This is a genomic window from Duganella sp. BJB1802, from assembly GCF_013369445.1.
Taxonomy (GTDB): domain Bacteria; phylum Pseudomonadota; class Gammaproteobacteria; order Burkholderiales; family Burkholderiaceae_D; genus Rugamonas; species Rugamonas vulcania_A.
Genome location: NZ_JABWEF010000018.1, coordinates 85,800 through 109,554, shown reverse-complemented (window position 1 = coordinate 109,554; position 23,755 = coordinate 85,800). Strand labels below are relative to the sequence as shown.

At 62.0% G+C, this 23,755-nt stretch carries 13 protein-coding genes and 1 pseudogene; 6 read left to right on the top strand and 8 right to left on the bottom strand.

Going from position 1 to position 23,755, the window contains the following annotated elements; all coding sequences use genetic code 11:
- Positions 1-10 precede the first annotated feature (10 nt).
- The 3 genes from HUX88_RS32655 to HUX88_RS24830 all read right to left on the bottom strand — a co-directional run bounded on the left by HUX88_RS32655 (position 11) and on the right by HUX88_RS24830 (position 5,522).
- On the bottom strand, positions 11-766 hold the full coding sequence (locus HUX88_RS32655) for a hypothetical protein (protein WP_229219525.1): 756 nt from the start codon (positions 764-766) through the stop codon (positions 11-13).
- A gap of 146 nt (positions 767-912) precedes the next feature.
- Complete coding sequence (locus HUX88_RS24835) at positions 913-3,627, bottom strand: TonB-dependent receptor (protein WP_229219524.1); 2,715 nt, start codon at positions 3,625-3,627, stop codon at positions 913-915.
- 242 nt (positions 3,628-3,869) lie between these two features.
- Positions 3,870-5,522 carry an alpha-L-fucosidase gene (locus HUX88_RS24830; RefSeq protein WP_176363521.1) on the bottom strand — a complete coding sequence of 551 codons (1,653 nt, stop codon included), beginning with the start codon at positions 5,520-5,522 and terminating at the stop codon, positions 3,870-3,872.
- Between the two features lie 469 nt (positions 5,523-5,991).
- Between HUX88_RS24830 and HUX88_RS24825 the strand changes: the two genes are divergently transcribed.
- From HUX88_RS24825 to HUX88_RS24810, 4 genes are all read left to right on the top strand, one after another.
- Positions 5,992-7,122 carry a hypothetical protein gene (locus HUX88_RS24825; RefSeq protein ID WP_176363520.1) on the top strand — a complete coding sequence of 377 codons (1,131 nt, stop codon included), beginning with the start codon at positions 5,992-5,994 and terminating at the stop codon, positions 7,120-7,122.
- Positions 7,119-9,080 carry a hypothetical protein gene (locus HUX88_RS24820; protein WP_176363519.1) on the top strand — a complete coding sequence of 654 codons (1,962 nt, stop codon included), beginning with the start codon at positions 7,119-7,121 and terminating at the stop codon, positions 9,078-9,080. Before HUX88_RS24825 ends, HUX88_RS24820 begins: the two co-directional genes overlap by 4 nt.
- A gap of 16 nt (positions 9,081-9,096) precedes the next feature.
- Complete coding sequence (locus HUX88_RS24815; RefSeq protein WP_176363518.1) at positions 9,097-9,567, top strand: SET domain-containing protein-lysine N-methyltransferase; 471 nt, start codon at positions 9,097-9,099, stop codon at positions 9,565-9,567.
- A 458-nt stretch (positions 9,568-10,025) separates the two neighbouring features.
- On the top strand, positions 10,026-10,286 hold the full coding sequence (locus tag HUX88_RS24810; RefSeq protein WP_176363517.1) for a hypothetical protein: 261 nt from the start codon (positions 10,026-10,028) through the stop codon (positions 10,284-10,286).
- Positions 10,287-10,296: 10 nt separating this feature from the next.
- On the opposite strand, the gene HUX88_RS24805 is transcribed toward HUX88_RS24810, so the two are convergent.
- Entirely contained in the window at positions 10,297-11,883 is a 1,587-nt protein-coding gene (locus HUX88_RS24805) for an alpha/beta hydrolase-fold protein (protein WP_176363516.1), read from the bottom strand.
- Between the two features lie 281 nt (positions 11,884-12,164).
- Between HUX88_RS24805 and HUX88_RS24800 the strand changes: the two genes are divergently transcribed.
- Positions 12,165-13,790, top strand: a complete 1,626-nt coding sequence (locus HUX88_RS24800; RefSeq protein WP_229213546.1) for a sodium/solute symporter — start codon at positions 12,165-12,167, stop codon at positions 13,788-13,790.
- Positions 13,791-13,842: 52 nt separating this feature from the next.
- Here the strand turns inward: HUX88_RS24800 and HUX88_RS24795 are convergent, their stop codons facing one another.
- A complete protein-coding gene (locus HUX88_RS24795) occupies positions 13,843-15,045 on the bottom strand; it encodes a DNA-binding transcriptional regulator (RefSeq protein WP_117011172.1) in 1,203 nt (400 codons plus the stop codon).
- A 220-nt stretch (positions 15,046-15,265) separates the two neighbouring features.
- Complete coding sequence (locus tag HUX88_RS24790) at positions 15,266-16,330, bottom strand: AraC family transcriptional regulator (RefSeq protein WP_229213266.1); 1,065 nt, start codon at positions 16,328-16,330, stop codon at positions 15,266-15,268.
- A 504-nt stretch (positions 16,331-16,834) separates the two neighbouring features.
- Here HUX88_RS24790 and HUX88_RS24785 point away from each other — a divergent pair.
- A pseudogene (locus HUX88_RS24785) lies at positions 16,835-18,706 on the top strand (beta-galactosidase); the annotation flags it as partial.
- Between the two features lie 300 nt (positions 18,707-19,006).
- Here HUX88_RS24785 and HUX88_RS32650 read toward each other — a convergent pair.
- Together HUX88_RS32650 and HUX88_RS24770 are read right to left on the bottom strand one after the other, a co-directional pair.
- The gene (locus tag HUX88_RS32650) at positions 19,007-19,069 is read right to left on the bottom strand and encodes a hypothetical protein (protein ID WP_229219538.1); all 63 of its coding nucleotides are present in this window, start codon (positions 19,067-19,069) and stop codon (positions 19,007-19,009) included.
- A 3,072-nt stretch (positions 19,070-22,141) separates the two neighbouring features.
- The gene (locus HUX88_RS24770) at positions 22,142-23,641 is read right to left on the bottom strand and encodes a tryptophan halogenase family protein (RefSeq protein ID WP_176363515.1); all 1,500 of its coding nucleotides are present in this window, start codon (positions 23,639-23,641) and stop codon (positions 22,142-22,144) included.
- Positions 23,642-23,755 lie beyond the last annotated feature (114 nt).

Below are 23,755 nucleotides of genomic sequence, written 5' to 3'. Positions count from 1 at the left end.
TTGTAGGCATTTACGCGCCCGGATTGCCCTCCTCGTTCGCGATCTGCAAGGCCGACAGGTCCGACATGCGGGCCGAGCGGTCGTCGATCTTGACGTTGAGCGAGGTGCGATTGGTTTCTGGTCGTTCAGCGCGTGAATTGCGAGCGTGGACACGATGCGGTTCGACTGGATGCCCTTGATCTGCGCGCAAACGATCTTGCCGGTAACGGGGATCCTCGCCGGCATATTCGAAGTTGCGGCCGTTGCGCGGTTCGCGCATCAGGTTGACGCCGCCGGCCAGCGGCACGTTGAAGCCGCAGGCGCGCGCCTCCCGCGCGTCGTAGCGCCGCCCGCGTAGGCGGTGTTCAGGTCCCAGGTGGCGGCCGTGTTCGGGCCCGACGGCAGCGCCGTGCCGGGACGCGCGTCCGGAGCCGGCGCAACTGGCGTACGCCCACGCCGGCGTCGGTTTCCCACAGGTTGGGGATGCCCAGGCGCGGCACGCCCGTAGATGAAAACCGGCCGACTGCTTGTGCGACGGCGCCGGCCGCGTGGTTTTTCTTCGATTCCATGTCCGGAGCCGAGGTAGCCGTAGACGAGCGAGGCTTCTCGTCCGGTCATCGCCGCGACCGCCAGGCGAGGCGCGTTCCTCCGCGCCCAGCTGGGCGTTCATCCACGGCGTGGCAGCGGGCGCAGCGACTTCCCCGGCCGCGCCGATCTGCGCGCCGACACCACCGCAGCACAGCGCCACGGCAGCCGACAACAGGCTGATTTTTGTCTTCAATTTCATGGGTCTCCATCACTTTCTTAACGAGTTTTGCCGGCGATTGTGCCTGTGGGGCTCAGGCCCGGGCAATTATGAAAATGACGAATCTCCGGAACGATGGTTCCACGCAGCGGCGGCGATCCGGCGCGGCCGGATACCGCCGGTACCGCTTATTTGAAGCTGTAATCCAGGCTGACGTAGACAAAGCGGCCGCGCGGATCGCCCCAGCTGTCGTTGTAGCCCAGCGAGGACCCGGGGTCGAAGGCGGGGTCGCGGTTGAACACGTTGTTGGCGCCGACGCGGATCACCGCGTTCTTGATGCCGGCATAGCTCACCGACGCGTCCATCGTGGCGATGGCCGGAATGCGGCGTCCCTTGGCATAGAAGTCATACCATTGGTTCTGCACCGCCGACGGCGAGCGGTCCACCTTGGTGCCGGCCACGTACTTGACGATGCCGGTGGCACTCCACGGTCCCAGGTCCCAGTTCACGCCGACGTTCGCCAGCACGCGCGGGTTGTTGTACTCGCCGGCGTCGCACGAGGTGTTGTTCGGGCAGTTGATGTAGACGTTATCGGCCAGCAGCACCGTGTCGTAGCGGATCGTGTAGTTGGCGTCGCCGAACACCTTGAAGCGGCCCAGCTTATCGGTGCGGAACGTGTAGGACGCGTCCAGGTCGATACCCGAGGTGTGCGACTCGAAGCGGTTCACCCAGCCGGTCTTGATGTTGGACAGCTCGCCGCGCAAAGGCCCCAGCCGCGCCCGGTCCGCCGCCGACAGCGCCGCGTAGGCCGCGATGTCGTCGGCCGTAACGTCCTTGCGGGTCACGTGGTCCTTGTAGGCGCCGTCCTCGTTGTCGAGCACCGTCGTGGTATCGAGGATGTCGATCTTGTTTTTCCACTTGATGTCGTAGTAGGTCAGGCCGATGTTCAGGTCCTTGATCGGCTCGATGACGAAGCCGACGTTGTACTGGTTCGACTTCTCCGGCTGCAGGTCCTTGGTGCCGACGTTGGAAGCCTTGACCTGACGGGTGCAGTACTGATCGAAATACACATCGCCTTCCACGCAGCGGTGCGGATCCTTGGTCTGGTAGAAGGCGTCGCGGCCCTGGCTGAAGCGCTGCGGCAGCGACGGCGCCACCATGCCGGTGCTGTAGTTCGCGCGCAGCATGATCTCTTTGCTCGGCTTCCACTTCAGGCCGAGCTTGGGATTGGTGGTGGAACCGGCCAGCTCGTATTTGTCGTAGCGCACGGCGGCCTGGGCCTCCAGCGTCTTCAGCAGCGGCAGGCTCAGCTCCGCATACACGGCCGACAGCTTCTCCGAACCGGAGATCGGCGGCAGCACGGCGTACTGGCCCAGCAGGCCCTGCTGCCAATCCTGCGACGGCGTGTACGACAGCGAATTCTTGCGCAGCTCCGAGCCCAGCGACACGCCGATCTTCCCGCCCGGCAGCTCGCCGAACTCGGTCCCGGCCTGCAGCTTGATGGAGTCGGTCTTGCTGCGGGTCTTCACATACATCTCGCCCGACAGCTCGCGGATCAGTGCGTCCGAATTGCTGTTCGCGCCGAAGGGATTGAAGCGCCCGTCGTCGACCGCTTTGTTCAGCTCCTCCAGCTTGTAGGCGCCCAGCGTGTCGGTGCGGCCGCGCTCCTCGCCGTGCGACAGCGTCGCCGACCAGTCCCAGCCCGCCATCTCGCCCTTGAGCCCGGTCAGCAGCCAGAGGTTGTCGACGTCGGTCTTGATGCCGCCCTCGTAGACCGGGAAATCGCGCCGCACCGTCACCGGCTTGCCGTAGGTGTTGAAGGGGTTCGAGGCCGGGATCACCAGGTTGTTGCGCGCTCGGTTCTGCAGCCACGACGACTGGCCGACGATGCGCTTGTCGAAATTGGTGTAGAAGGCGTTGGCGAACAAGGTCAGGTCCGGCGCGATGTCCCAGTTCAGCGCGGCCGTGGCGCCGGCGCGGCGCGAGGGCTTGACCAGGTCGGTGAATTCCGCCGTGGCCGACAGGCAGCCGTTGCGGGTCGGCGAAGGGAACCATTCGGCGCCGCTCGGATACGGCAGCTTGGAGCCGGGCAGGCAGCCCGGATCGGGGAAGCGGTTGCCGCCGATCGACAGCGTGCCGGCGTCGGTGCCGTGCGCGCCGTACACGTTGGCGTACTGCAGGCCGCCGCTGGCGCCGAAGTCGATGTGGTTGGCCCAGTCGCGGTCGGTGCCCTTGATGCGCTTGGTGTCCTCGTACATCGCCGCGTAGGTCAGGTTGAATTTCTGCGTGGCGCGGTCGCCGTAGCCGCCGGCTACCGACAGCTTGCGCACGTCGCCGCCGCCCAGCGTGGTGGCGCCGTAGCTGGTGCTCAGGTCCGTGCCCTGGTAGTTCTGGCGCATGATGAAGTTGATCACGCCGCCGACCGCGTCGGTGCCGTAGATGGCCGAGGCGCCGTCCTTAAGCACCTCGATGCGCTCGATCGCCGCCAGCGGCAGCATGTTCAAGTCCACCGAGGTGAAGCCGTTGGAATTGTCCGAGCCGGACACCGGCAGGCGGTTGCCATTCAACAGGATGAGGGTCGGCATGCCGCGCAGGCTGGCCGTGGTGGCGCCGTTGCGGAAGTCGTTGCCGCTGCCGAATTCGCTGCCGTTGCCGCCCACCCCCGGCAGGTTGCGCAACACGTCCAGCACCGAGGTCGCGCCGGAACGCTTGATGTCTTCCTTGGTGATCAAGGTCATCGGCGAGACGCCCTCCTGCACGACCCGCTTGATGTTACTGCCGGTGATCTCCACCCGCTCCATCTTCGGCTCCGGCTGCTCCTGCGCCATCGCCACCGCATGCGCCGACAACAACGCCAGCGCCAACTTCACCCAGCGCACACCTATTTTTTCCTGAAACATCATGCTCGTCTCCTAGTGATGACGTCCCACATCGAGCGTGCGGGATCGTAATAATCAAACTGCCGGTTTGCTTCGATAGCGTGCTCAACGAGGCTATCGAATCGCAACAGAGCTTACGTGGCCCGGATGGGCGCGTCTTGGCAGTCTTGACACTGGAAAGGAACGAAATCGGCACAACCGGGGCCGAAACGAAACATGGCTCCCGAAGGAGCCATGCTTGAACACCACGCGCGGACGGCTGGAAACTAGACGATCCGCAGCGCGAAGGCGTAAGACAGCGCCGGGGCTGCGGCAGGCAGCGTCACCCGCAGGCCGTCGGCTGCCTGTTCGAAGGCCAGCGCCTGGCCACCCACCAGATCGACCTTCGCGATGCCGCGCTTCAGGTGCGGGCTGCCGGCGCGCATGGACTTGATCGTCACCTTGCCGTCGGCCGGCCAGCCCATGACGAAGGCGTACACCGCCTCGCCCTTGGCGGTGAAGCGCACGTCGGCCGCCGAGAACGGCTTGTTCTTGCCCTCGTTGAAGCCCGCGCCCGACATCGGCGCCGAAGCCTCCTCCATCACCGGCCCCTCGCCGAACACCGCCCACGGACGGCTGTCGTAGATGCCCTCGCTGCCGACCGCCATCCAGCGGCCGATTTCTTCGACGATGTTGCGCTCCAGCGGATCGATGGTGCCGTCGCCGCGCACCGGCACGTTGAGCAGCAGGTTGCCGTTCTTGCTGACCACGTCGATCAGCGTGTGCACCACCGTCTGCGCGCTCTTGTACGACTTGTTGTTGTAGACGCTGCGGTCGTAGTGCCAGTTGCCGATGCAGGTGCAGGTCTGCCAAGGAAGCGGCTCGATGGCGTTGCTCTGGCCGCGCTCGATGTCCCACACCATGGTCTTGCGCTGCTGCTCGCTAAGGATCTTGCCGTTGACCACGGCCTCCAGCTTGCCCTTCTTCGCGATGCTGCGGTTGTACATGTGCGCGGTCAGGCGCAGGCCGACGTCGCTGACCGGGTGCAGCGGCAGCACGGTATCGTCGAAGTAAACCAGGTCGGGATCGTAGTTGTTGATCAGCTCCATGGTGCGGTCGTAGAACTTCTCGCAGTAGGCCTGGTCCGGGGTGGATGCGCCGTCGCCCCAGTGCCACTGGTCGCCGCCCACGCCTCCGCCGCCGCCCTTGCTCAGCGGATGGTTCTGCGCGTACAGCGCCTGCGGATCGAGGCCGTCCCACCACGTGCCCTTGCCGTCGGCCTTGGTCAGGTGGCCATCGTAGGGTATGCCGGCGTACGGACCTTGCTTGTCGGCGCCCTGGGACGTCTCGTACCAGGTCCAGGCGTGGGCCGCGTGCACGCTGACGCCGAAACGCAGCCCCTGCTTGCGGGCCGCCTTGGCCCAGCCGCCGATCAGGTCCTTCTTCGGGCCAACCTTGGTCGAGTTCCACTGCGGCTGGTACTTGCTGGCGTACAGGTCCAGATTGTCGTGGTGGTTGGCCAGGGCCACGAAATATTTCGCGCCGGCCTTCTTGTACAGCGAGACCAGGGCGTCGGGATCCCAGCGCTCGGCCTTCCACTGGTGGATCACGTCCTTGAAGCCGACCTTGGACGGGTGGCCATACTTCTCCACGTGGTAGCGGTAGTGATCGCTGCCCTCTTCGTACAGGCCGCGCGCATACCAGTCGCCATGTTCCGCCTCGCACTGCGGGCCCCAGTGGGCCCAGATGCCGAACTTGGCGTTGCGGAACCAGTCCGGGGTCTGGTAGGCCGCCAGCGAATCCCAGTCCGCCGTGAAGGGGCCGGGGGCCATCTTCTCATGACCGCCGAACGGCGCCGCTTGGGCGGCGAAGGTAAAGGGGGAAAGCGCCAGCGCCGGAATGGCCGCCCCCAGGTGTCGCAATAATTCTCGTCTCTTCATTTTTGGTTCCATCGTGGATTCGGGAAGTCCTGCGCGCATTGTCCGAGCAAGCGCATGGAGGCGCAATTACGAAAAACACCATTGCGACTCATAAAATCAGGCAACCCGGGCCGTCCGGAGCCATTGACATGATGCGCCACATGGATCAATAACTGGTCTATGAATGCAATAAAAAGTGTTGCCGAATATGATTGCATTCATTCGTATTTTCGTGGTTTCTGAGCAGAGTCACCGACGCAGCGAGGGAAGCTCGCCACCTAACAATTCATATGTTGATATCGCATGTGGAGAATTTGCAACAGCGAACTAATGATTTATTGACAATTTTCGTAAGACCGACAGATGATTAATGATGCATTGCAAACACCGAAAATCGCGGATTTATTGCAACCTATCGACCAAACCAGGTGTCGATTTCGCGGTCGCCGTATATCCTGCCTAACAAAAAAACCAAGAAATGGAGCGAACCGTGCCAGATGATCCTGTGGTAGCTAGTCCGCCAATCAATCGAGATACTGTTTTCACCTCGCAAACACCAGTTTATAAGACGTCAGCAACGTACATAGGCGCATTCCACGTAATTGTGGATTCTGAGGTGCTGACGGGAGGGCAGGACATTACGATAGTTGCCCACACAATCGAGTTCACCACTGTGGGTATACTTAACACCTCCGGCGATGATGCACAACTAAACTTCGTTCCTGGCGTAAAACCGAATCCACAGACTGCTGGTCAAGCAGGTACTGCAGGCCGAAGCGGACAGAAAGGGAATAACGCTGGAAACATTTACATTTTCGCACAACGTATCGACGGCTCGGTCAACGCCATCGCACGCGGCGGAAAAGGCGGTCGTGGAGAAGATGGTGGTGATGGAGGTAATGGCAGACCAGGCATAACGGACATTGTTGTAAAAGATTGGATAACACCAGTTAAGATCCGCGGAGTTAATTGCACTGATGAGCCAGGACGACCGCCTCCTCCGGGTGTAAAAGGTAGTGGAACTCCAGCAGTTCTTTGCGACGTCGCCGCTCTGGGGCCCGTAGGAGAAAAAGGCGGAAGTGGTGGGCAGGCTGGTGCGGCGGGACCAGCAGGGAATGGAGGCAATGTATCAATAAGCCTTGGTCAAGGGGCTCCCAGGGTTCAAATTGGAATTTTGAACCTTAAGGGGGGAGAACCGGCAAAGCCAGCGCTCAACGGAATACCGGGAAACAGCGCACCCGGAGGACTCGTAATTTATGAGAGTCGAGTAGGCGCTGGCGGCAAAGGCGGCGGCGGCGGTTGGAGAATCTTAAGTCGCTCGGATCCCTCGCGTCGTGGCCCGACAATCTCTCCAGACCCTACCCCACCTCAAACAGCACCTATGGCTGGGGTCGATGGTCAGCTAAACGGGAGGGGCAGTCGTGACCAGTTTGTACCAATTATATTGGAAGACAGAGCTTTTGCGAGCCATTGCAACGCGTCGCAACTTTGGTACATATTGAACGTGGCAAAACAGGACTACTACAACGACAAAATGCCGCTGGGTGAAACAGCAGCAAGGCTATATTGGGTGCAACGTATGGCAAAGGCATTGTCGATGAATCAAGTGGGGAAGTCATGACCAATTATCGCATTGGCATTACACGTCGCAAATTTATCTGTGGAATGGCCGCGAGCGCTATTCCTTTCGGACATGTATTTGGCACTCAAATTACAGCCCTTCAGATGCAAAGGGAACGTGAAGCGGCTTTGAAAAATTCAGGGGTTTCTCTATTGCAGGTGCCGCCTGTGCCTAAATTCCTGGAAGACAATCCGATTCTTATTGCGAATCAAGCGGACGTCTTGTTACGGCAATTGCAAAAAGGCCTCGGGTACTACGGACAACCCCGAAACTGGGTACCGCTAAACACATATACGCCCGGCGCACTTGATACATATTTCAATAGTGCTGAGCAGTTAATGCTCGATTTTGCACAGCTCAACTCTATTGGTGTATCTAATGCTGCAGTGAAATTGACAAAACAAAAGGCCACGGAATCAGTCAACGCCAGACGACAGAGAATGCTTGCGGATATCGCCAAGGCGCAGTTAAATGTCAGAGACATGCAGGATTTTATCAAACAGCTAAAAAATGAAATAGACGCCCAAAAGATTATTGTCGACGAATGCCAAAAACAATTCAAAGCCGCCGTTTTACGTACTGCAACTGGCGGTGACGGTTGTAGCGTTTCGGAAGTTATTGGCATTGTAGTAGCTGTCGTTGCCGTAGCAGCAGCCATTTATACGGCGGGAACCTCTCTAGAGGCACTATACGCTGATGGGGCTGCAGTTGTAGGCGCCGCAGGTGCCGTCGGAACAGCAATAGATGTGACCAATATGATCCAATCGCTTGAGGCTCTCTATGCATCATGTCAAACTTTTGTAAAGCAGGTTCAGGTTGTTGAAGCCGATTTCAAAAAAATTCAACAAGCATTCGACGGCCTAGATAAGACTTTAGCTGAATCTGATAGAGTCAAGGTCATGGTAGATCCATCATATTATGATGACCAAACGATCGATCGATTAAATTCTTTTGATTCTACGGTAATGCACGCTGGAATATCGCCCGACATCGAACAGAAATTTATAGATGCGATGCACCAATTGGTAAATTTAATACAAACAAAAAACAAGAAACTGATTGAACATGACTCAATTATATTGCAGATACAAGCTGCGGCACAAGTCTGTATCATGTTAACGTTAGAAGCCAACCAACTTGATACAGATTTGGCGAAATTCATTGATAACAATAATTTGCCAGACCAAGAAACCTATTTAAAACATTTGCAAATCGCGCAGGAATGGCAACTTGATACGTTAAGAGAACTAGTTTGGTATGCAACTAGAGCTGTTGCGCTTCGTGAACTAAATCCGTCGTTCATCCACAGCAGTGCTGCCCAACTAATGTCTGTCGATAATAGGTATGACACTAGTAGTCTCGATGATCTAAAAGCAATGTATACCAATATCGGTCTTGCTTCTGAAATCAATGACTTCAGAACAAACCCATTGCATCAAGCACTTGGGCCGTATGTCATCGAATACACGTTGTCTGATGCTGACAGAAATCAACTAGTAAAGAGTGGGATCCTTACTCTGAGGGTCCCAATCAACCAGTTCGATGAGGGAAAAACAGAGTTGCGAATGACACACTACAGCTTTGATACCGAACCAACTTTTATAGGTCTCCATGGAATTTTATACCATTTGGGAGAGCAAAGGTTTATAAAGTCTACAGATGGGAGTGTTATTGAATTTAGTTCGTTGCCAGTCGGACTGTCGATCGACGACAATACGAAATCTCCCAATAATCTTACTGAAATTAGCGCAGGGGATGCGTATTTTGGAATTAGTCCGCTAAGCTCCTGGAAGGTTCAGTTTCTCATCGGCGACAACAAGAAGTTGGCTAACGTAAAAAAATTTCGACTTGGATTGAGTATTCTTATTACGCCAGCTCAACCTGGTGCACTAAAGGTAAGTCAAGATAGAAATCGACGTATTTCAAATAAAACGCGCTTCAAGACGCTGACTCTTTGAGCGCACGCGAGAAGACATGAATTTAGGCCAGCCATTGAGTGATTCGTCGGATTTCAGTGAAGACGGCTTCGTCGTTTTTACTTCGAAACTAATTGTAAAGGATACAGGTACGAAAAAAGGACGAGGGGTTTATGCCAATCAGATGTTTCATTGCGGTGAAATTGTCGAAAAGTGTCCAGTAATTTTAATCCCGAAACAGTTAAGCTTGCCAATTGAAGTTCAAACTCTTTTGTTTGATTGGACGACCTTGGCTAAAGCCGAAGACTTATATGCGTTGGCTGCTGGATTCGGAAGTATGTATAACCATAGCAATCCAAGCAACCTTAGGTATGCAGCAGATCGTGATGGTAAATTGCTTCTGTTTATTGCGGTTACAACAATATATCAAGGCGAAGAATTAACAATTAACTACAACGCTTGGGGTGGCGGCGTCGATGCGGACCACAACAATTGGTTTGAAACCATGGGCATAGTGCCGATATCCTGATCGCACGGACTGTCTTTCATAATTTAATACCATGATGGATTTACAGGGCCTTCAATTTGTAATCATTTAACGGGAAACCCGGCATGATTCGGAAATGTGCTGTCGCATCGCCTCAATTCGCTTGATGGTGATCTCGCAACGTCCGACGCTGCGCTAGCAATCACAGCTATGCCAACTGCATCAACGACCTGGTGCGTTAGCCGCCTAGGAGACAGCCAGTGGACACTCCTCAGGATGGTCGGTCCTGGGGAAATCCGTCAATTTTCCTTACGCTTATGCAGGTTGTTTCAGTCGACTGGATCGATGTCGGCAAAGGCCTCCTCCCATATTCTAATATTCTCCATCAAATGGAATATCCCTACTAATTTCAATGATCTAGCTACCTTTGGAGATCCACGCGAAAGTGGCACAATAGCCAAGAACTGATCGCCATCGAACCGGGTTACAAGAGGGATACCATGAAGAACTATTTTGTATTGCTGTTGACGGGAATGATGTTGGTCAGCGGCGGCGCGTCTGCCGCCGGCTGCGTCAAAGGCGCGGCGGCAGGTGCGGTTGTTGGCCACGTTGCGGGACACCATGCGGTTGCCGGGGCCGTGGGAGGTTGCCTGGTTGGCCGTCATATGGCCAAGGAGAAGGCAAAAAAAGAGAAGGCGGAGGCTGACGCCAGGAAGGCGCAGCAGGCCCAGCAAAATCCTCAACAGGCTCCTGCGAAGTAATAGTGCCGCCTCACTGCGGCGCTGCGGACGCGCCACCACCTTGGCGGAAGATGAGCTGCGCATAGTGGTACAGGTTGTCCGCCCAGCTCTCGCGGTCGTGGCCATGCTCGTCCACGTTCCAGACGTGGGCGATGCCGTGCTCCTTCAGATAGCGATGCAACGTTTGCGAACCCGCGATCAGCCCGTCCTGATTGCCGCAGGATAGGTACAGCAGTCGTGGCTGGACGTGCCCGCTCTCAGGCAGCAGCGCGGCCGCCGCCTTCAGGTTGGGCGCCGCCGAGAAGGCGCCGACCCAGCCAAAGGTTTCGGGATGGCCCAGTCCGATGTTCAGCGACTGGCCGCCGCCCATCGACAAGCCGGCGATCGCGCGTTGCGCCCCACCGCTCAAGGTAGGATACCTGGCGTCGATGGCCGGCACCAGCACCTCCGGCAGCTCGCGCTCGAAGGCGGTGAAGCCGGCGATGTGCGCGGGCGTGAAGGTGCGTTCGCCCGGCGGCGGGCGGTCGTCGGCCAGCGCGCGGCCGTTGGGCATGACGACGATCATCGGCACCGCCTTGCCGTCGGCGATCAGGTCGTCCAGGATGGCTTGCGCGTGCACGTAGCCGCGCCATTCGTCATGGTTGCCGGCGATGCCGTGCAGCAGATACAGCACCGGGTAGCGCCGCTGCGCCGTGTAGCCGGGCGGCAGGTACACATTGGCCTTGCGCCGCGTGCCGGTGATGCTGGACTCGTAGCTGAACTCCTCGATCCGGCCCTGCGCCACGCCCGCCCGCGCCTGGTCGAAGCCGGCCGGCGCGGCGGCGAAGGCACGCACGTCGTCGGCCGCCAGCACCACCGGCTGGGCCGGGCGCGGCTGGTTGAGCAGGCGCTCGATGTCCGGCCGCATCGCGGCGGCCCAGATCCGGTATCCCTTTTCCGATAGATGCAAAAAGTCCGGCTGGTTCTCGGCCGACAGCGTGCCGTCCGCGCCGATGAAGTGCGCGCCGTAATCGTGGAAGAAGACGTGCTGGCCATCGTCCAGCGTCGCCACCATTTTGTCGAGCGCGACGATGCGCTGGCGCACCGGCTCGTCGGGCTTGGCGCCGGACGGCAGCACGGCGTTGAGCAGGATGCGCGCGGCCGGATACTGCGTGCGCAACTTGGCGACCACGGCCTGGATGCCGCCGAACACCTGCTCCGGCGTCTCTCCGCACAGATTGAGGTTGTTCACGCCGATCAGCAGCACCACCAGCTTGGGCTGCAGGCGCGCGATGGCCGGGTCCTGCAGGCGCCACAGCACGTTGCCGGTGTGGTCGCCGCCGATGCCGAAGTTGGCCGCCTTGAGCTGGCCGAAGTTGGCGTCCCACACCGGCTTGGACCACATCTCGGTGATCGAATCGCCGAGGAACATCACGTCGACATCGCCCTTGGCGGCGCGCGCCACCTGCTCCGCGTGCATGCCGCGCCAGCGCTCGATCGACATCCACGGGTACTCGACCGCGCGCGGCGCCGCCGTCAACGCGCACTGACGCGGGGTCTGGGCGGCGGGCGCATCGGCGGCGATGGCGCCTTGGACGGTCAGTGCGGTCATCAACAACAGGGCCAGGCGGCTGGGCATGGGGATCATCCTTTTCGATTCGGTGGGTGCAGCGATTTTGCAACCGGCGCCGCGCCGTATCAATTATGAAAATCACCAACCTGCCCAGTGTTTCTTGTCAACCGCGCCACAGCGGCAAAGTTACCCGGCACAATAAGCGCCAGCAACTTCCGGCCCCGCTCGGACACGACGGACAGCGACTTCAGCGCGACTGTCCGCATTTGAGACTTAATCTTCCTACCGACTTCTTAATGAACACTTTCTCGGCACTAGATACCATTGTTTTCCTCGTTTACTTTGTCATGGTCGCGGGCTACGGCCTGTGGGTCTACCGGCGCAAGCAGGCCGGTTCCGGCCTCGCCTCGCATGACTACTTCCTGGCCGAAGGCTCGCTGACCTGGTGGGCCATCGGCGCCTCGCTGATCGCCTCCAACATCTCGGCCGAGCAGTTCATCGGCATGAGCGGGTCGGGCTTCCGCATCGGCATGGCCGTGGCCGTGTATGAGCTGATGGCCGCCGCCACGCTGGTGATCGTGGCCGTGTTCTTCATGCCGGTCTATTTGAAGAACCGCATCTACACGATGCCGCAGTTCCTTGAACAACGCTACGGCAAGGCGGTCGCCACCACCATGGCGCTGTTCTGGCTGGGCCTGTACGTGGTGGTCAACCTGACCTCGATCCTGTACCTGGGCGCACTGGCGATCAGCAGCCTGTCGGGCATCGCCCTGCTGCCCTGCATGCTGTTCCTGGCCGTGTTCGCCGCCATCATCACCTTGGGCGGCATGAAGGTCATCGGCTACACCGACGTGGTGCAGGTCACCTGCCTGGTGGTCGGCGGCCTGGTCACGACCTGGCTGGCGCTCGACATGGTCGCCGCGCTGGGCAACAAGCACGGCGCGCTGCAAGGCTTCTCCGAACTGTACAACCACGCCCGCGGCCACTTCGACATGGTCCTCAAGCGCGACAACCCGAACTACATGGACCTGCCTGGCCTGTCGGTCCTGCTGGGCGGCATGTGGATCGTCAACCTGAACTACTGGGGCTGCAATCAATACATCACGCAGCGCGCGCTGGGCGCAGACCTGCCGACCGCCCGCAAGGGCCTGCTGTTCGCGGCCTTCCTGAAGCTGCTGATGCCGGTCATCGTGGTGCTGCCTGGTATCGCGGCCTACGCGCTGGACAAGTCCGGCGCGCTGGGCGACGCCATGAAGGTCGGCGGTGAAGTCAATCCCGACCGCGCCTACCCTATCCTGCTGGGCCTGCTGCCTTCGGGCTTGAAGGGCATCGCGTTTGCCGCGCTGACCGCCGCCGTAGTCGCTTCGCTGGCCGGCAAGGCCAATAGTATCGCCACCATCTTCACGCTGGACATCTACAAGAAGGCCTTCAACAAGGGAGCCACCGAGCAGCGCATGGTGTGGATCGGCCGCGTGAGCGTGGTCGTGGCGATGGCCCTGGCCGTGCTGATCGCGCCGATGCTGGGCATCGACAAGAAAGGCGGCTTCCAGTACATCCAGGAGTACACCGGCTTCGTCTCGCCCGGCATCCTGGCCATGTTCCTGCTGGGTTTCTTCTGGAAGAAGACCACGTCCGGCGCGGCCATGTTCGCCACGCTGGGCGGCCTGGCCGGCTCCATCGTGCTGAAGTTCCTGCCGACGATGATGGACCTGTCCTTCCTGGCACCGATCGGCTTCTCCAAGGACAACGGCAGCGGCGTGTTCGAGATCCCCTTCCTCGACCGCATGTTCATCGTGTTCTGGTTCGTGGTGGCCGGCATGGTCGTGATCAGCAAGATGGCCGAAGCGCGGCGCGACGCCAACACCCGCCACCTGCAAATCGACCACGGCCTGTTCCGCGTCGACGGCGCGTTCGCCTTCGGCTCGGCCGTGATCTGCGTCCTGTTGGCCACGATCTACACGGCCTGGTGGTAAGTCCCGGCCTGGCCCCAAGCCGCCCGTCTGGGCGGCTTGTCGGGCAGGTCCTCTAGCCGTTCGCGGACAGCAGCTCCGGCGCCTCGAACTCGCGGTCCCGGTAGGCGCGCGGCGTGCAACCCAGTTCCCGCTTGAACACCAGGTGCATGTACTGGGTCGAACCGAAGCCGCAGCCCAGCGCCACCTCGGCGATGCTGCGCTCGCCGCTGTCCAAACCGGCCTTGGCCGCCTCCAGCTTGTAGCGCAACACCACGTCATGCACGCTGCACCCCAGCTCCTGCCGGAAATACGCCTCCAGCGACGATCGTGAAACCCCCAGGTACATTGCCACCTGGTGGCTCTTGAGGCTTTCGCAGGCATGCTGGCGGATGTAGTAGCAGGCCCGCATCACCAGCGGATGCCCGGCCGGCTGGTGCAGGCTGGACGCGAGCACCTTGATGCCGGCCGGCGGCACCAGCACCGGCGCGTTGGCCACCCGCACGCGATGCAGCTTCTGGCTCAGCAGATGCGCGGCGGTGCGCCCCATCTCGCGCGCGCCGTGCATGACGGAGCTCAGCGGTATGGGCGTGAGCAGGCGCACCAGCGGATCGTTGTCGATGCCGACCAGCGCCACCTCGCCCGGCACCGCGATGCCGGCCATGCTGCAGGCCTGCAGCAACTGGCGGGCGCGGGCGTCGGTCACGGCGATGATGCCGATCGGCTTGGGCAGGCTGCGCAGCCATTCGACCTGGCCGTGCAGCGCCTCGTCCCAGGAACAGGGGGCGGTCGCGCAGCCGCGGAAGACCTCGGCTTCGCTGCGGTCGTTCCACATCAGGCGGCGGAACGCGTGCTCGCGCTCCTGGGCCCAGCGGTTCTCGGGCGCCTCGGGCAGGCTGAACATGGCGAAGCGCTGCAGGCCGACGTCGATCAGATGCTCGCGGGCCTGCTTGACCAGCTGGAAATTGTCGGTCGCCACGTAGGGCACGCCGGGCGGATACTGGTCCTCGGCGGCGTAGGAGCCGCCCACCGCCACCACCGGCAGCTGGCAATCGGCCAGGGCCGCCGCCACGTCCGGGTCGTCGAAGTCGGCGATGATGCCGTCTCCCTGCCAGTTGCCGATGCCGGCCAGGCGCAGGCAAAAGTCCTCCTCCAGAAACACTTCCCAGGCCACCCGCGTGCTGCCCAGATAGTCGGCGATGCCTGCCAATACCTCCCTGTCAAATGTCTTGTTGGCGTTGAACAGCAGTGCGATCCGGTATGTTTTCGTGGCGCCCATATCACGTCGGCGCCTTGCTTGAATCGATGCCCACGGGGCCGCCGGCCCCCCTCATTGGTGTCCAGGTCATAGTCTCCTCCTTCTCGTTATTTTTCTGTGTACCCTCTCGGCTATGCCGGAGCGTTACATAGAGAATAGGAATTTCCGCATGGCGGCAGGTAGCGCTCAGTGGGAAATTGCTAGCAAAACGAGGGAAGTTAAAGAATTAATGACGATAGTGTTAGGCCTCGGCCACCGGGCAGGCGCTGCGGAAGGCCTTGGGCGTGCAGCCGTACTCCTCCTTGAACAGCTTGTTGAAATAGGAAACATTGGCATAGCCGACCGAATAGGCGATTTCCGCCACCGTCGCCGTGTCCTTCTCGGCCAGCAGCCGCGCGGCCTCGGTCAGCCGCAGCTTGTTTAAATAGCCGCTGAAGGTGTAGCCGAATTCGGTCTTCAGGATCTCGTAGACCTTGTTGCGGTTGACCCCGGTTTCCTCGACCACCCGGTCCAGGTCCAGCTCAGCGTCGGCGTAGCGGCTGGCGATGAACTGCAGGATGGTGGTCTTTTCCTTGTCGCGGTGCGGCTCCAACGAGAGTTGCTGGTATGCAACGAACGGCATATCCCTTTGCAGCTTGACCTTGACATCGTCGATCACGGCCAGCGCGTGCTGCCGGAAGAACCACACGCCGAAGCCGCTCCAGACGACGATCAGCAACACCCCGAACAACACCAGATAGCGGCGGTCGCGGCCTTTCAGGTTCAGCTCGCGGATTTGCACCTCCACACTGACCTCGCGCGGACTTTGCGGCGTGCTGCCGATGGTGATCTTGGGCACCTTGTCGAGTTTATAAGAATGTTCCGACAAGGCCTGCTGCTTCATCAGGAACCACCATTGCGGCGTTTCCAGGCGCGTCAGGTCCAGCTCGACGCGCGACTCGTTCTCGTCGCAGGAAAAGTAGGACAAGGGGCTGCGGTAGCCCAGGAACTCCTGCTGGTCGGAGCGCCTGCCGACAAAAGTGGGCAGGCTGAGCACCAGCGTATTGGCCGGCGAGCATTTCACCAGCAGGGAAATCGACGAATAGCGCGACAGGTCGAGGTGGACCGGCTGTCCCTTGCCGTCCTTGAAATTCAGTTCGGCGCCGGCGAAGCCCTCGTCCGTTTTGGCGATGCGGAAATCAAAACGCAGCCGTTGCGCGGCCTCGTACAGGTGCATGGTCGCCTTGCCGCCGGGACGGGTGTCCCAGCTCTGCTCGCCCTTCCACGCCAGCGGGCTGTCGGCCGCGGGCAGCAGCGATACCTGCAAATAGCTCTGTTTAACGCAAATGTAGCCGAGGAGGACGCACGCCGCGATAAGGCAAAAGCACCCGACTAGTGCCTTTTTATAAAATTCATGCATTGAAAGCCTGGATCAGAGAAGATGACTGTCGCGCACGAAACGCTGGCTGCCGGTACGCGATGTTACCCGGCCACTGATCATCTGGCAATGCGAGCACGGCTGGATGGCAACACTCCCAAAAAAAACCGGGCGGCCTAAGCCGCCCGAAAATACTACCGGAGAGGTAGTTGGAGAGCACTAAACGGGGACTGCCCGGCGCACCCGGCATCGCGATGCCGCCGCGCAGTCCTTGAGATACATTGTGGGAGTTGCCTCCGCCTGCCGCAATTGTTAAAACCACCAACATGGGAGTGAAATTGCGCAGCCGGCGGCGGATCACAATAAAACATTGAAGGCATTGGCAATTTTCATAATTGCGCGGCCACGCCGCGAGTCTCCACAATGGCTTGCTGACTATTATGGAGACTTAACATGCTAAAACGAACCCTGCTCTCGCTGGCGCTGTCCTACGCGACCGCCGCCGCCTGCGCGCCGGCCGCCACGCCGCCGCCCTTCCCCACCGTCCTGTACGGCACGGCCTACTACCACGAGTACATGCCCTACGAGCGGCTCGACAAGGACGTGCAGATGATGAAGGAGGCCGGCTTCAACGTGGTGCGCCTGGGCGAATCGACCTGGAGCCTGTGGGAGCCGGAGGACGGCCGCTTCGAATACGCGTGGATGGACCGCGTCATCGACGCCATGGGCAAGGCCGGCATCAAGGTCATCATGGGCACGCCAACCTATTCGATCCCGGCCTGGATGGCGCGGCAGAACCCGGAGATCCTGGCCCGCAAGTTCAACGGTGCGCAAAACACCTACGGCATGCGCCAGAACATGAACACCGACTCGGCGGCCTACCGCTTCTACGCCGAACGCCTGATCCGCAAGATCGCCGCGCGCTACAAGGACAACCCCAACGTCATCGGCTGGCAGGTCGACAACGAGACCGGCAGCTACGGCGCCGCCAACGACGACGTCTTCATCCGCTTCCAGCACTATCTGGAGAAGAAATTCGGCACGCCGGAAAACCTCAGCAAGGCCTGGTTCCTGAACTACTGGGGCCAGGACCTGCACAGCTGGACCGACCTGCCGCGCCCGGACGGCGCGCAGAGCACCGGCTACAAGCTCGAGTGGACGCGCTGGAGCCAGATGCGCGTCACCAACTTCCTCACCTGGCAGGCCGGCCTGATCCGCGAATGCGCGTCGCCGCGCCAGTTCGTCACGCACGACTTCGCCGGCTCCATGCATGCCGACGTCAACGAGGTGGACGTGGCGCGCGCGCTCGACACGCCGGCCGTCAACATCTACCACTGGGGCCAGCGCGAGTGGTACAACGGCGCCGAGCAGACGCTGCAGGCGGACTTCACGCGCTCGCTCAAGCGCGGCAACTTCCTGGTCACCGAGACCAACGCCCAGACCACCGACTGGTCGTCGTCGTTCCAGTACCCGCCGTACGACGGCCAGTTCCGCGAGGACGTCTACACCCACCTGTCCAACGGCGCCAACATGGTCGAGTACTGGCACTGGGCGTCGATCCACGCCAACCAGGAGACCTACTGGAAAGGCGTGCTGTCGCACGACCTGGAGCCCAACCGCGCCTACGCCGAGATGAGCCGCACCGGCCGCGAGCTGCAGAAGATCGGCCCGCGCCTGGTCAACCTGAAGCTGCACAACGACGTCGCCATTTTGTGGAGCCGCGACTCGCTCAACGCGCTCGGCGACATGCCCTTCGCCAAGGACAGCCAGTGGGGCGGCGGCGGCACCAAGGCCGACTACGGCGGGCTGGTGCGCCAGATGCACCGCGCGCTGTACGAGCTGAACGTCGGCGCCGACTTCGTGTTCGCGGACACGCAGGACTTCTCGGGCTACAAGCTGCTGATCGTGCCGTCGCTGTACGTGGCGGACGAGGCCCTGCTCAAGCGCATCTCCGAGTATGTGCGCAAGGGCGGCCGCGTGGTGATGACCTTCAAGAGCGGCTTCGCCAACGAGAACGCGGCCGTGCGCTGGACCATGGCGCCGGGCCCGCTGCGCGAGGCGCTCGGCTTCCACTACCAGGAGTTCTCCAACCTGGCCCAGCCGCTGGCCCTGAAGGGCGATCCCTTCCAGACCGGCGCCGACAACCAGGTGCGGCACTGGGCCGAGTTCCTGCAGCTGGACACGGCCAAGGCGCTGGCGTGGTACGACCATCCGTTCTTCGGCCGCTGGCCCGCCATCACGGCCAACCAGTACGGTTCGGGCAAGGTGGTCTACGAGGGCACCTATCTGTCGGATAAATTGCAGAAGGCGGTGCTGCAGTCGTCGCTGCAGGAGCTGGGGATGTGGGCGCCGGAGCAGCAGCTGCCGGCCAACGTGCACGAGCGTTCCGGCGTCAACGGCTTCGGCCGTGCGGTGCGCTACTACTTCAACTATTCCGGCACGGCGGTCAACTTCAACTACCGCCACCAGGCCGGCGTCGAGCTGTTGGGTGCGCGCCGCGTGAAGCCGGACGAGGCGATGACGCTGGGTCCGTGGGAACTGGCCATCGTCGAGGAGGACGGCCAGGCCGGCCGTCCCGATACCGCGAATCGTAGGCCGCCCGCGCCGGCGTTGCGCCGGCGCGGGCTATTCATCACATCTTTTACGGCGGCGCAGGAAGGCCAGCAGGCCCAGGCCGGCGCCCAGCATCGCGTACGTCTCCGGTTCCGGCACGGCGCTGACATCGATGTTGTCGAGCTGGTTGTAGGCGCCCGAACTCAGGCGCAGTTCGCTGATGCCGTTCTGCGCCATGACCCAGCTCCCCGCTCCTTGCAGCGTGCCGATCTGCCTGCCATCGGCCGACAACGTGCTGGCGTCGAGGTTGTAGTCGAAGCCGGCCAGGCTGAACCGGCCTCCGCCCACCCGTGTCAGCGTCACGTAGGTGCCCGCGCCGTTCTCGAGGCCGTCGTGCCAGTTGTAGGTCTGCGGCTCGAACGTGCCGTCGCCGATGTGGGCCATGCCGGACGCCGCGTTCGGCGCGTTCAGCGTCAGCAGGAAGCCCGCCTCCTCGTAGGTCAGGTTGTTGCCGTCGTAGTGCATATTGGCCGGCAGCTCGCCGGTGTTGCCGTACATGACCAGCTCGGCGATGCCGTCGAAGGTCAGCACAGCCGCGCCGGCGCTGCCGGCCAACGCGCCCAGGCCCACACCCAAGACCAGGGCAGCGACCAACTTGTTCAATTTCATGCGATTCATTTGATTCTCCAGATAGGGTGTGATTCATTGCCGGGCCGGGCGCCTTGCGTCGGCGCCCGGCCCAGCGTTTAGGTGAGCTGAACAGCACGCCGCGACCGCCTCCGGCGGCGTACAGGCGTCCCGGGACGTTCTGGTCGGCCGCCAGTTGGCCCATGCCGCCGAACTGGTGCTTGTCGTCGTTGAAGCGGGTCCAGATGGCGCCGCCGTCATCCGAGCGGTACACGCCCCACACGCCGTTGATCACGCCGACCACATACACCGAGGCCGAGTACTTGGCGCCGGACGGGGCCTTGCCCAGCGCGACCGAGGTGGCGCCGTACACGTCGGGCTGGTACGCCGACTGTCCCCAGATCGGCGCGGCCGCGCTCAGCTTGGTCCAGGTCGCGCCCGAGTCGAGCGAGTGCAGGATGCTCTTGCCATCCACCACCCAGATATCGCCTTCCGCGTTCGGATTGACCGCGATCGAGGTCGCGTAGAAGTCCGCCGTCCACGAATTGGCCGCGAACGTGGCGCTCTCGGTGAAGGTGTGGCCGCCGTCGGTCGACGTGTAGAAGTGCGCGGTCTCCGACCACTGCGACCACCACGCGCCGCCCGAGTTGTAGGCGTAGACCTTGTTCGGATTCTTGCGGTCGGCCACCAGATGGTAGGCGCGGTCGATGCCCACGTGATTCAGGGCCGGCAGATTGGTGTAGGTCCAGGTCGCCCCGTTGTCGGTGGTGTAGGCCGGCGCCGAATGGGACGGCGCCCAGACCACGTTGTTGAGCTTGGTGACGGCGAGGTTGCCCGCGCCGCTCTCGTTGGCCAGCGCGTCCGGATGGTTGGCCGCGAACGCCTTCCAGGTCACGCCGGAGTCGAGCGAGTAGGCGCCGGCCGCGGTGCTGTTCCACACGTGGCTGCCGGTGGTGACCATATAGGCCGGATTGGACCAAGCCATGTCGGAACTGTAGGTGCTGTTGAACATGCCCCACGAGCCGCGTGTCGGCGACTTGAGCAGTTCCGTCTGCACCGAGGTGCCGACGTCGCCCGCGCTGCGCAGCAAGGTGTAGCTGGCGCCCGGCGGCGGCGCCATCAGGGCGCTGGTGGCGACCTCCTCGATGCCGCCCGAGGCGTCGGTCCAGGTCGGCTTGGCCGCCGAGGCGTTGTGGGTCTCCCACACGCCGCCGCCGTGCACGTGCAGGATGTGCTCGGGGTTGTTCGGGTCGATCTCGACGTCGTCGGTCCAGCCCGAGAAGCCGCTGCTGGCGGGCAGGTGCGGCGCCGTCGCGGCGATCTCGCGCCAGGTGGCGCCGGCGTCGTCCGACAGCTGCACCACCGGCTGGCCGTCGTAGTTGCCCCACGAGTTGGTCACGCCCAGCGCGATGCGGGTGCTGGCGCCGGTGCCCGACACCGACAGGCCGCCCATGCCGAAGTTGACCCACTGCTCGGTGTCGTACTTCTTCAGCAGGGTCCAGTTGGCGCCGTCGAACTTGTACAGCCGCGAAGGGCCGCCGGCGCCCGGACCGGTCTCCTTGGTGAAGGCCACGTACATCATGCCGTCCTTGTTGCGCACCATGTGGGGCACGAAGAAGCCGGCCACGTCGGCCGGGGTGGCGATGCCTTGCCAGGTCGCGCCGCCGTCGGTGGTCTTGTACATGCTGTGGTTCAGCCCCGCCACCGCGGCGTAATCCCGCCCGACGGCGGTGTAGATGGTCTGGGTGGCGCTGCCGGTGCCCTTGGTGTTGGTGTCGAAGATCACCTGCTCGAAGCCGACCACGCCGCTCCAGGTCACGGCGTTGATCTCGTCCTTGGTCATGTTGTGCGTGGCCAGCGACGCCACCTGGCTCCAGGTCTGGCCGTAGTCGCTGCTCTTCCACATGCCGTTGGCGCGCGTGGCGTAGAACAGGATCGACGGCTTGTTCGGGTCCACCATCAGGCGCTCGCCGACGGCGCGGCCCTGGTTGTTGCTGCCGGCCGAGAAAGGCAGGTCGACGTGCTGCCAGTTGGCGCCACGGTCGGTGGAAATGTACAGGCGCGCATCGGGCTTGTCCGACAGGTACATGCCGGCGCTCATGTAGACGCGCTGGTCGTCGTTCGGATCGAGCGCCATGGTTTCGGTGCCGTGGTAGAAGCCCTCGGTGCTGCCGAAGCCGTCGGTGATCGCCACCCAGGCCTTGGTGGCGGCATCCCAGCGGTAGGCGCCGCCGATGTCGGTGCGCGCGTACAGCACGTCGGGGCTGGTCGGATGATAGACCAGGCCGGGCACGTAGCCGCCGCCGCCGAACTTGAGGCTGGCCCAGCGGGTCGGCGCGTTGGCGACGCCGCTGGTCGTGACGCTGGCCAGTGTCTGCGCCGACTTGCTGGTGCCGCTGTCGGTGCCGCTGCCGCCGCAGGCCGCCAGCAAGGCCGCCAGCACGCCGGTGACGGCGGCGATGTGTCTCTTCTTCATATTTTTATACTCCAGGATAGTGAGGTAAGGACGAACAAGGGTCGCGCCACGTCTGGCGCAGTACCGGTACTAACTTGTATCGGCGGGCCGCCCGCGTGGGGCGGCTAGCCTGCCAGCTGCCGGAGATAGTGCGTATGGTCCGGCATGGCGTTGACGGTCTGCGCGATGACCTGGCGCAGCTGGTAGTAATGCGCGTGCAGCTTGCGCATGTCCATCAGATGGATGAGCGCATCGTCGGCCCTGGGCACGACGCCCAGCCCGGCCAGGATGGCGATGTGCGACGAGGCCGAGAATCCCTCCTTGTCGTAGATGACCATGCGCCCGGTTTCGCGGAACAGCTCGATCTGGTGCGTGAGCGTGTCCGGGATGGCCATGTCGGCGCAGTAGCGCCAGAACTCGGAATCGGTGCGCTTGGTCAGCTTGTAGTGCAGGACGATGAAGTCGCGCACAGACTCGTAGCGGCTGGCGGCGCGGCGGTTGAACTCGTCGGCCAGCTCGGGACGGAAGTCGCGGTCGGGGAACAATTCCAGCAGCCAGCCGGCCGCGTTCTCGATCATGTTGATGCTGGTCGACTCCAGCGGTTCCAGGAAGCCGCCCGACAGGCCGATGGCGACGCAGTTCTTGATCCACATCTTGCGGCGGCGGCCGGTGGTGAAGCGCAGCTGGCGCGGTTCGTCGAGGGCGCGGCCGTCCAGGCCGTCGAGCAGCACGCGCGCGGCTTCGGCGTCGGAGGTGAAGCCGTCGCAGTAGACGTGGCCGTTGCCGGTGCGGTGCTGCAGCGGAATGCGCCAGGTCCAGCCCGCGCTCTTGGCGGCCGAGACGGTGTACGGCGTGAACCGCTCGACGCTGGCGCACGGCACGGCCTGCGCGCTGTTACAGGGCAGCATGGCGCTCCAGTCGTCGTAGCCGGCCTGGTAGACGCCCTCGATCAGCAGGCCACGGAAGCCCGAGCAATCGATGAACAGGTCGCCCTCGACCCGGCGGCCGTCGCGCAGCTTGACGGCGGCGATGTTGCCGGTCTGCGGATGCTGTTCGACCTCGTCGATGTAGCCCTCGATCCGCGCCACGCCGCGCGCCACGGCGTAGTCGCGCAGATAGGCGGCGTACAGGCCGGCGTCGAAATGGTAGGCGTAGGAATAGGCGTTGCTGGCGGACGGCTGGTCGCCGCTGGGCGGCGTGAAGCGCTGGTTGCGCGCCATGACCGCCGCCACCGACCAGTCCTCGTACGGCGGCATGTCGTGGATCTCGCGCGCCAGCCGCTGCCAGTACAGGTAGGAGCTGCGGCCTTCGATGTCCGGGCCGAAGTCGCCGAAGCCGTGGAAGAAGCGGTTGCCGAGGTGGCCCCAGTCCTTGAACTCGATGCCGAGCTTGAAGGTCGCCTTGGTCTTGGCCACGAAGTCGGACAGATCCAGGCCCAGCGCCTGGTTGAAGTAGCGGATGGTCGGCAGCGTCGCCTCCCCCACGCCGACCGTGCCGATTTCCGGCGACTCCACCAGCACGATGTCGCAGGCCCTGCCCAGCTTGAGCGCCAGCGGCGCGGCGGTCATCCAGCCGGCGGTGCCGCCGCCGACGATGACGATTTTTCGAATAGCCTTGTCAGCCATTTCGTCCCCTTATAGTTATGATAATTCCGGACGTCTGTGGTCCATGCCGACATCTTATGCATAAAAGCGCGCCGCACGAATTATGAAAACCGCCAACGGCGAACATCATTTATC

Coding starts and splice junctions, on each gene's coding strand:
- HUX88_RS32655 (WP_229219525.1), bottom strand. CDS start 766: ATGAAATTGAAGACAAAAATCAGCCTGTTGTCGGCTGCCGTGGCGCTG.
- HUX88_RS24835 (WP_229219524.1), bottom strand. CDS start 3,627: ATGATGTTTCAGGAAAAAATAGGTGTGCGCTGGGTGAAGTTGGCGCTG.
- HUX88_RS24830 (WP_176363521.1), bottom strand. CDS start 5,522: ATGAAGAGACGAGAATTATTGCGACACCTGGGGGCGGCCATTCCGGCG.
- HUX88_RS24820 (WP_176363519.1), top strand. CDS start 7,119: ATGACCAATTATCGCATTGGCATTACACGTCGCAAATTTATCTGTGGA.
- HUX88_RS24815 (WP_176363518.1), top strand. CDS start 9,097: ATGAATTTAGGCCAGCCATTGAGTGATTCGTCGGATTTCAGTGAAGAC.
- HUX88_RS24810 (WP_176363517.1), top strand. CDS start 10,026: ATGAAGAACTATTTTGTATTGCTGTTGACGGGAATGATGTTGGTCAGC.
- HUX88_RS24805 (WP_176363516.1), bottom strand. CDS start 11,883: ATGCCCAGCCGCCTGGCCCTGTTGTTGATGACCGCACTGACCGTCCAA.
- HUX88_RS24800 (WP_229213546.1), top strand. CDS start 12,165: ATGGTCGCGGGCTACGGCCTGTGGGTCTACCGGCGCAAGCAGGCCGGT.
- HUX88_RS24795 (WP_117011172.1), bottom strand. CDS start 15,045: ATGGGCGCCACGAAAACATACCGGATCGCACTGCTGTTCAACGCCAAC.
- HUX88_RS24770 (WP_176363515.1), bottom strand. CDS start 23,641: ATGGCTGACAAGGCTATTCGAAAAATCGTCATCGTCGGCGGCGGCACC.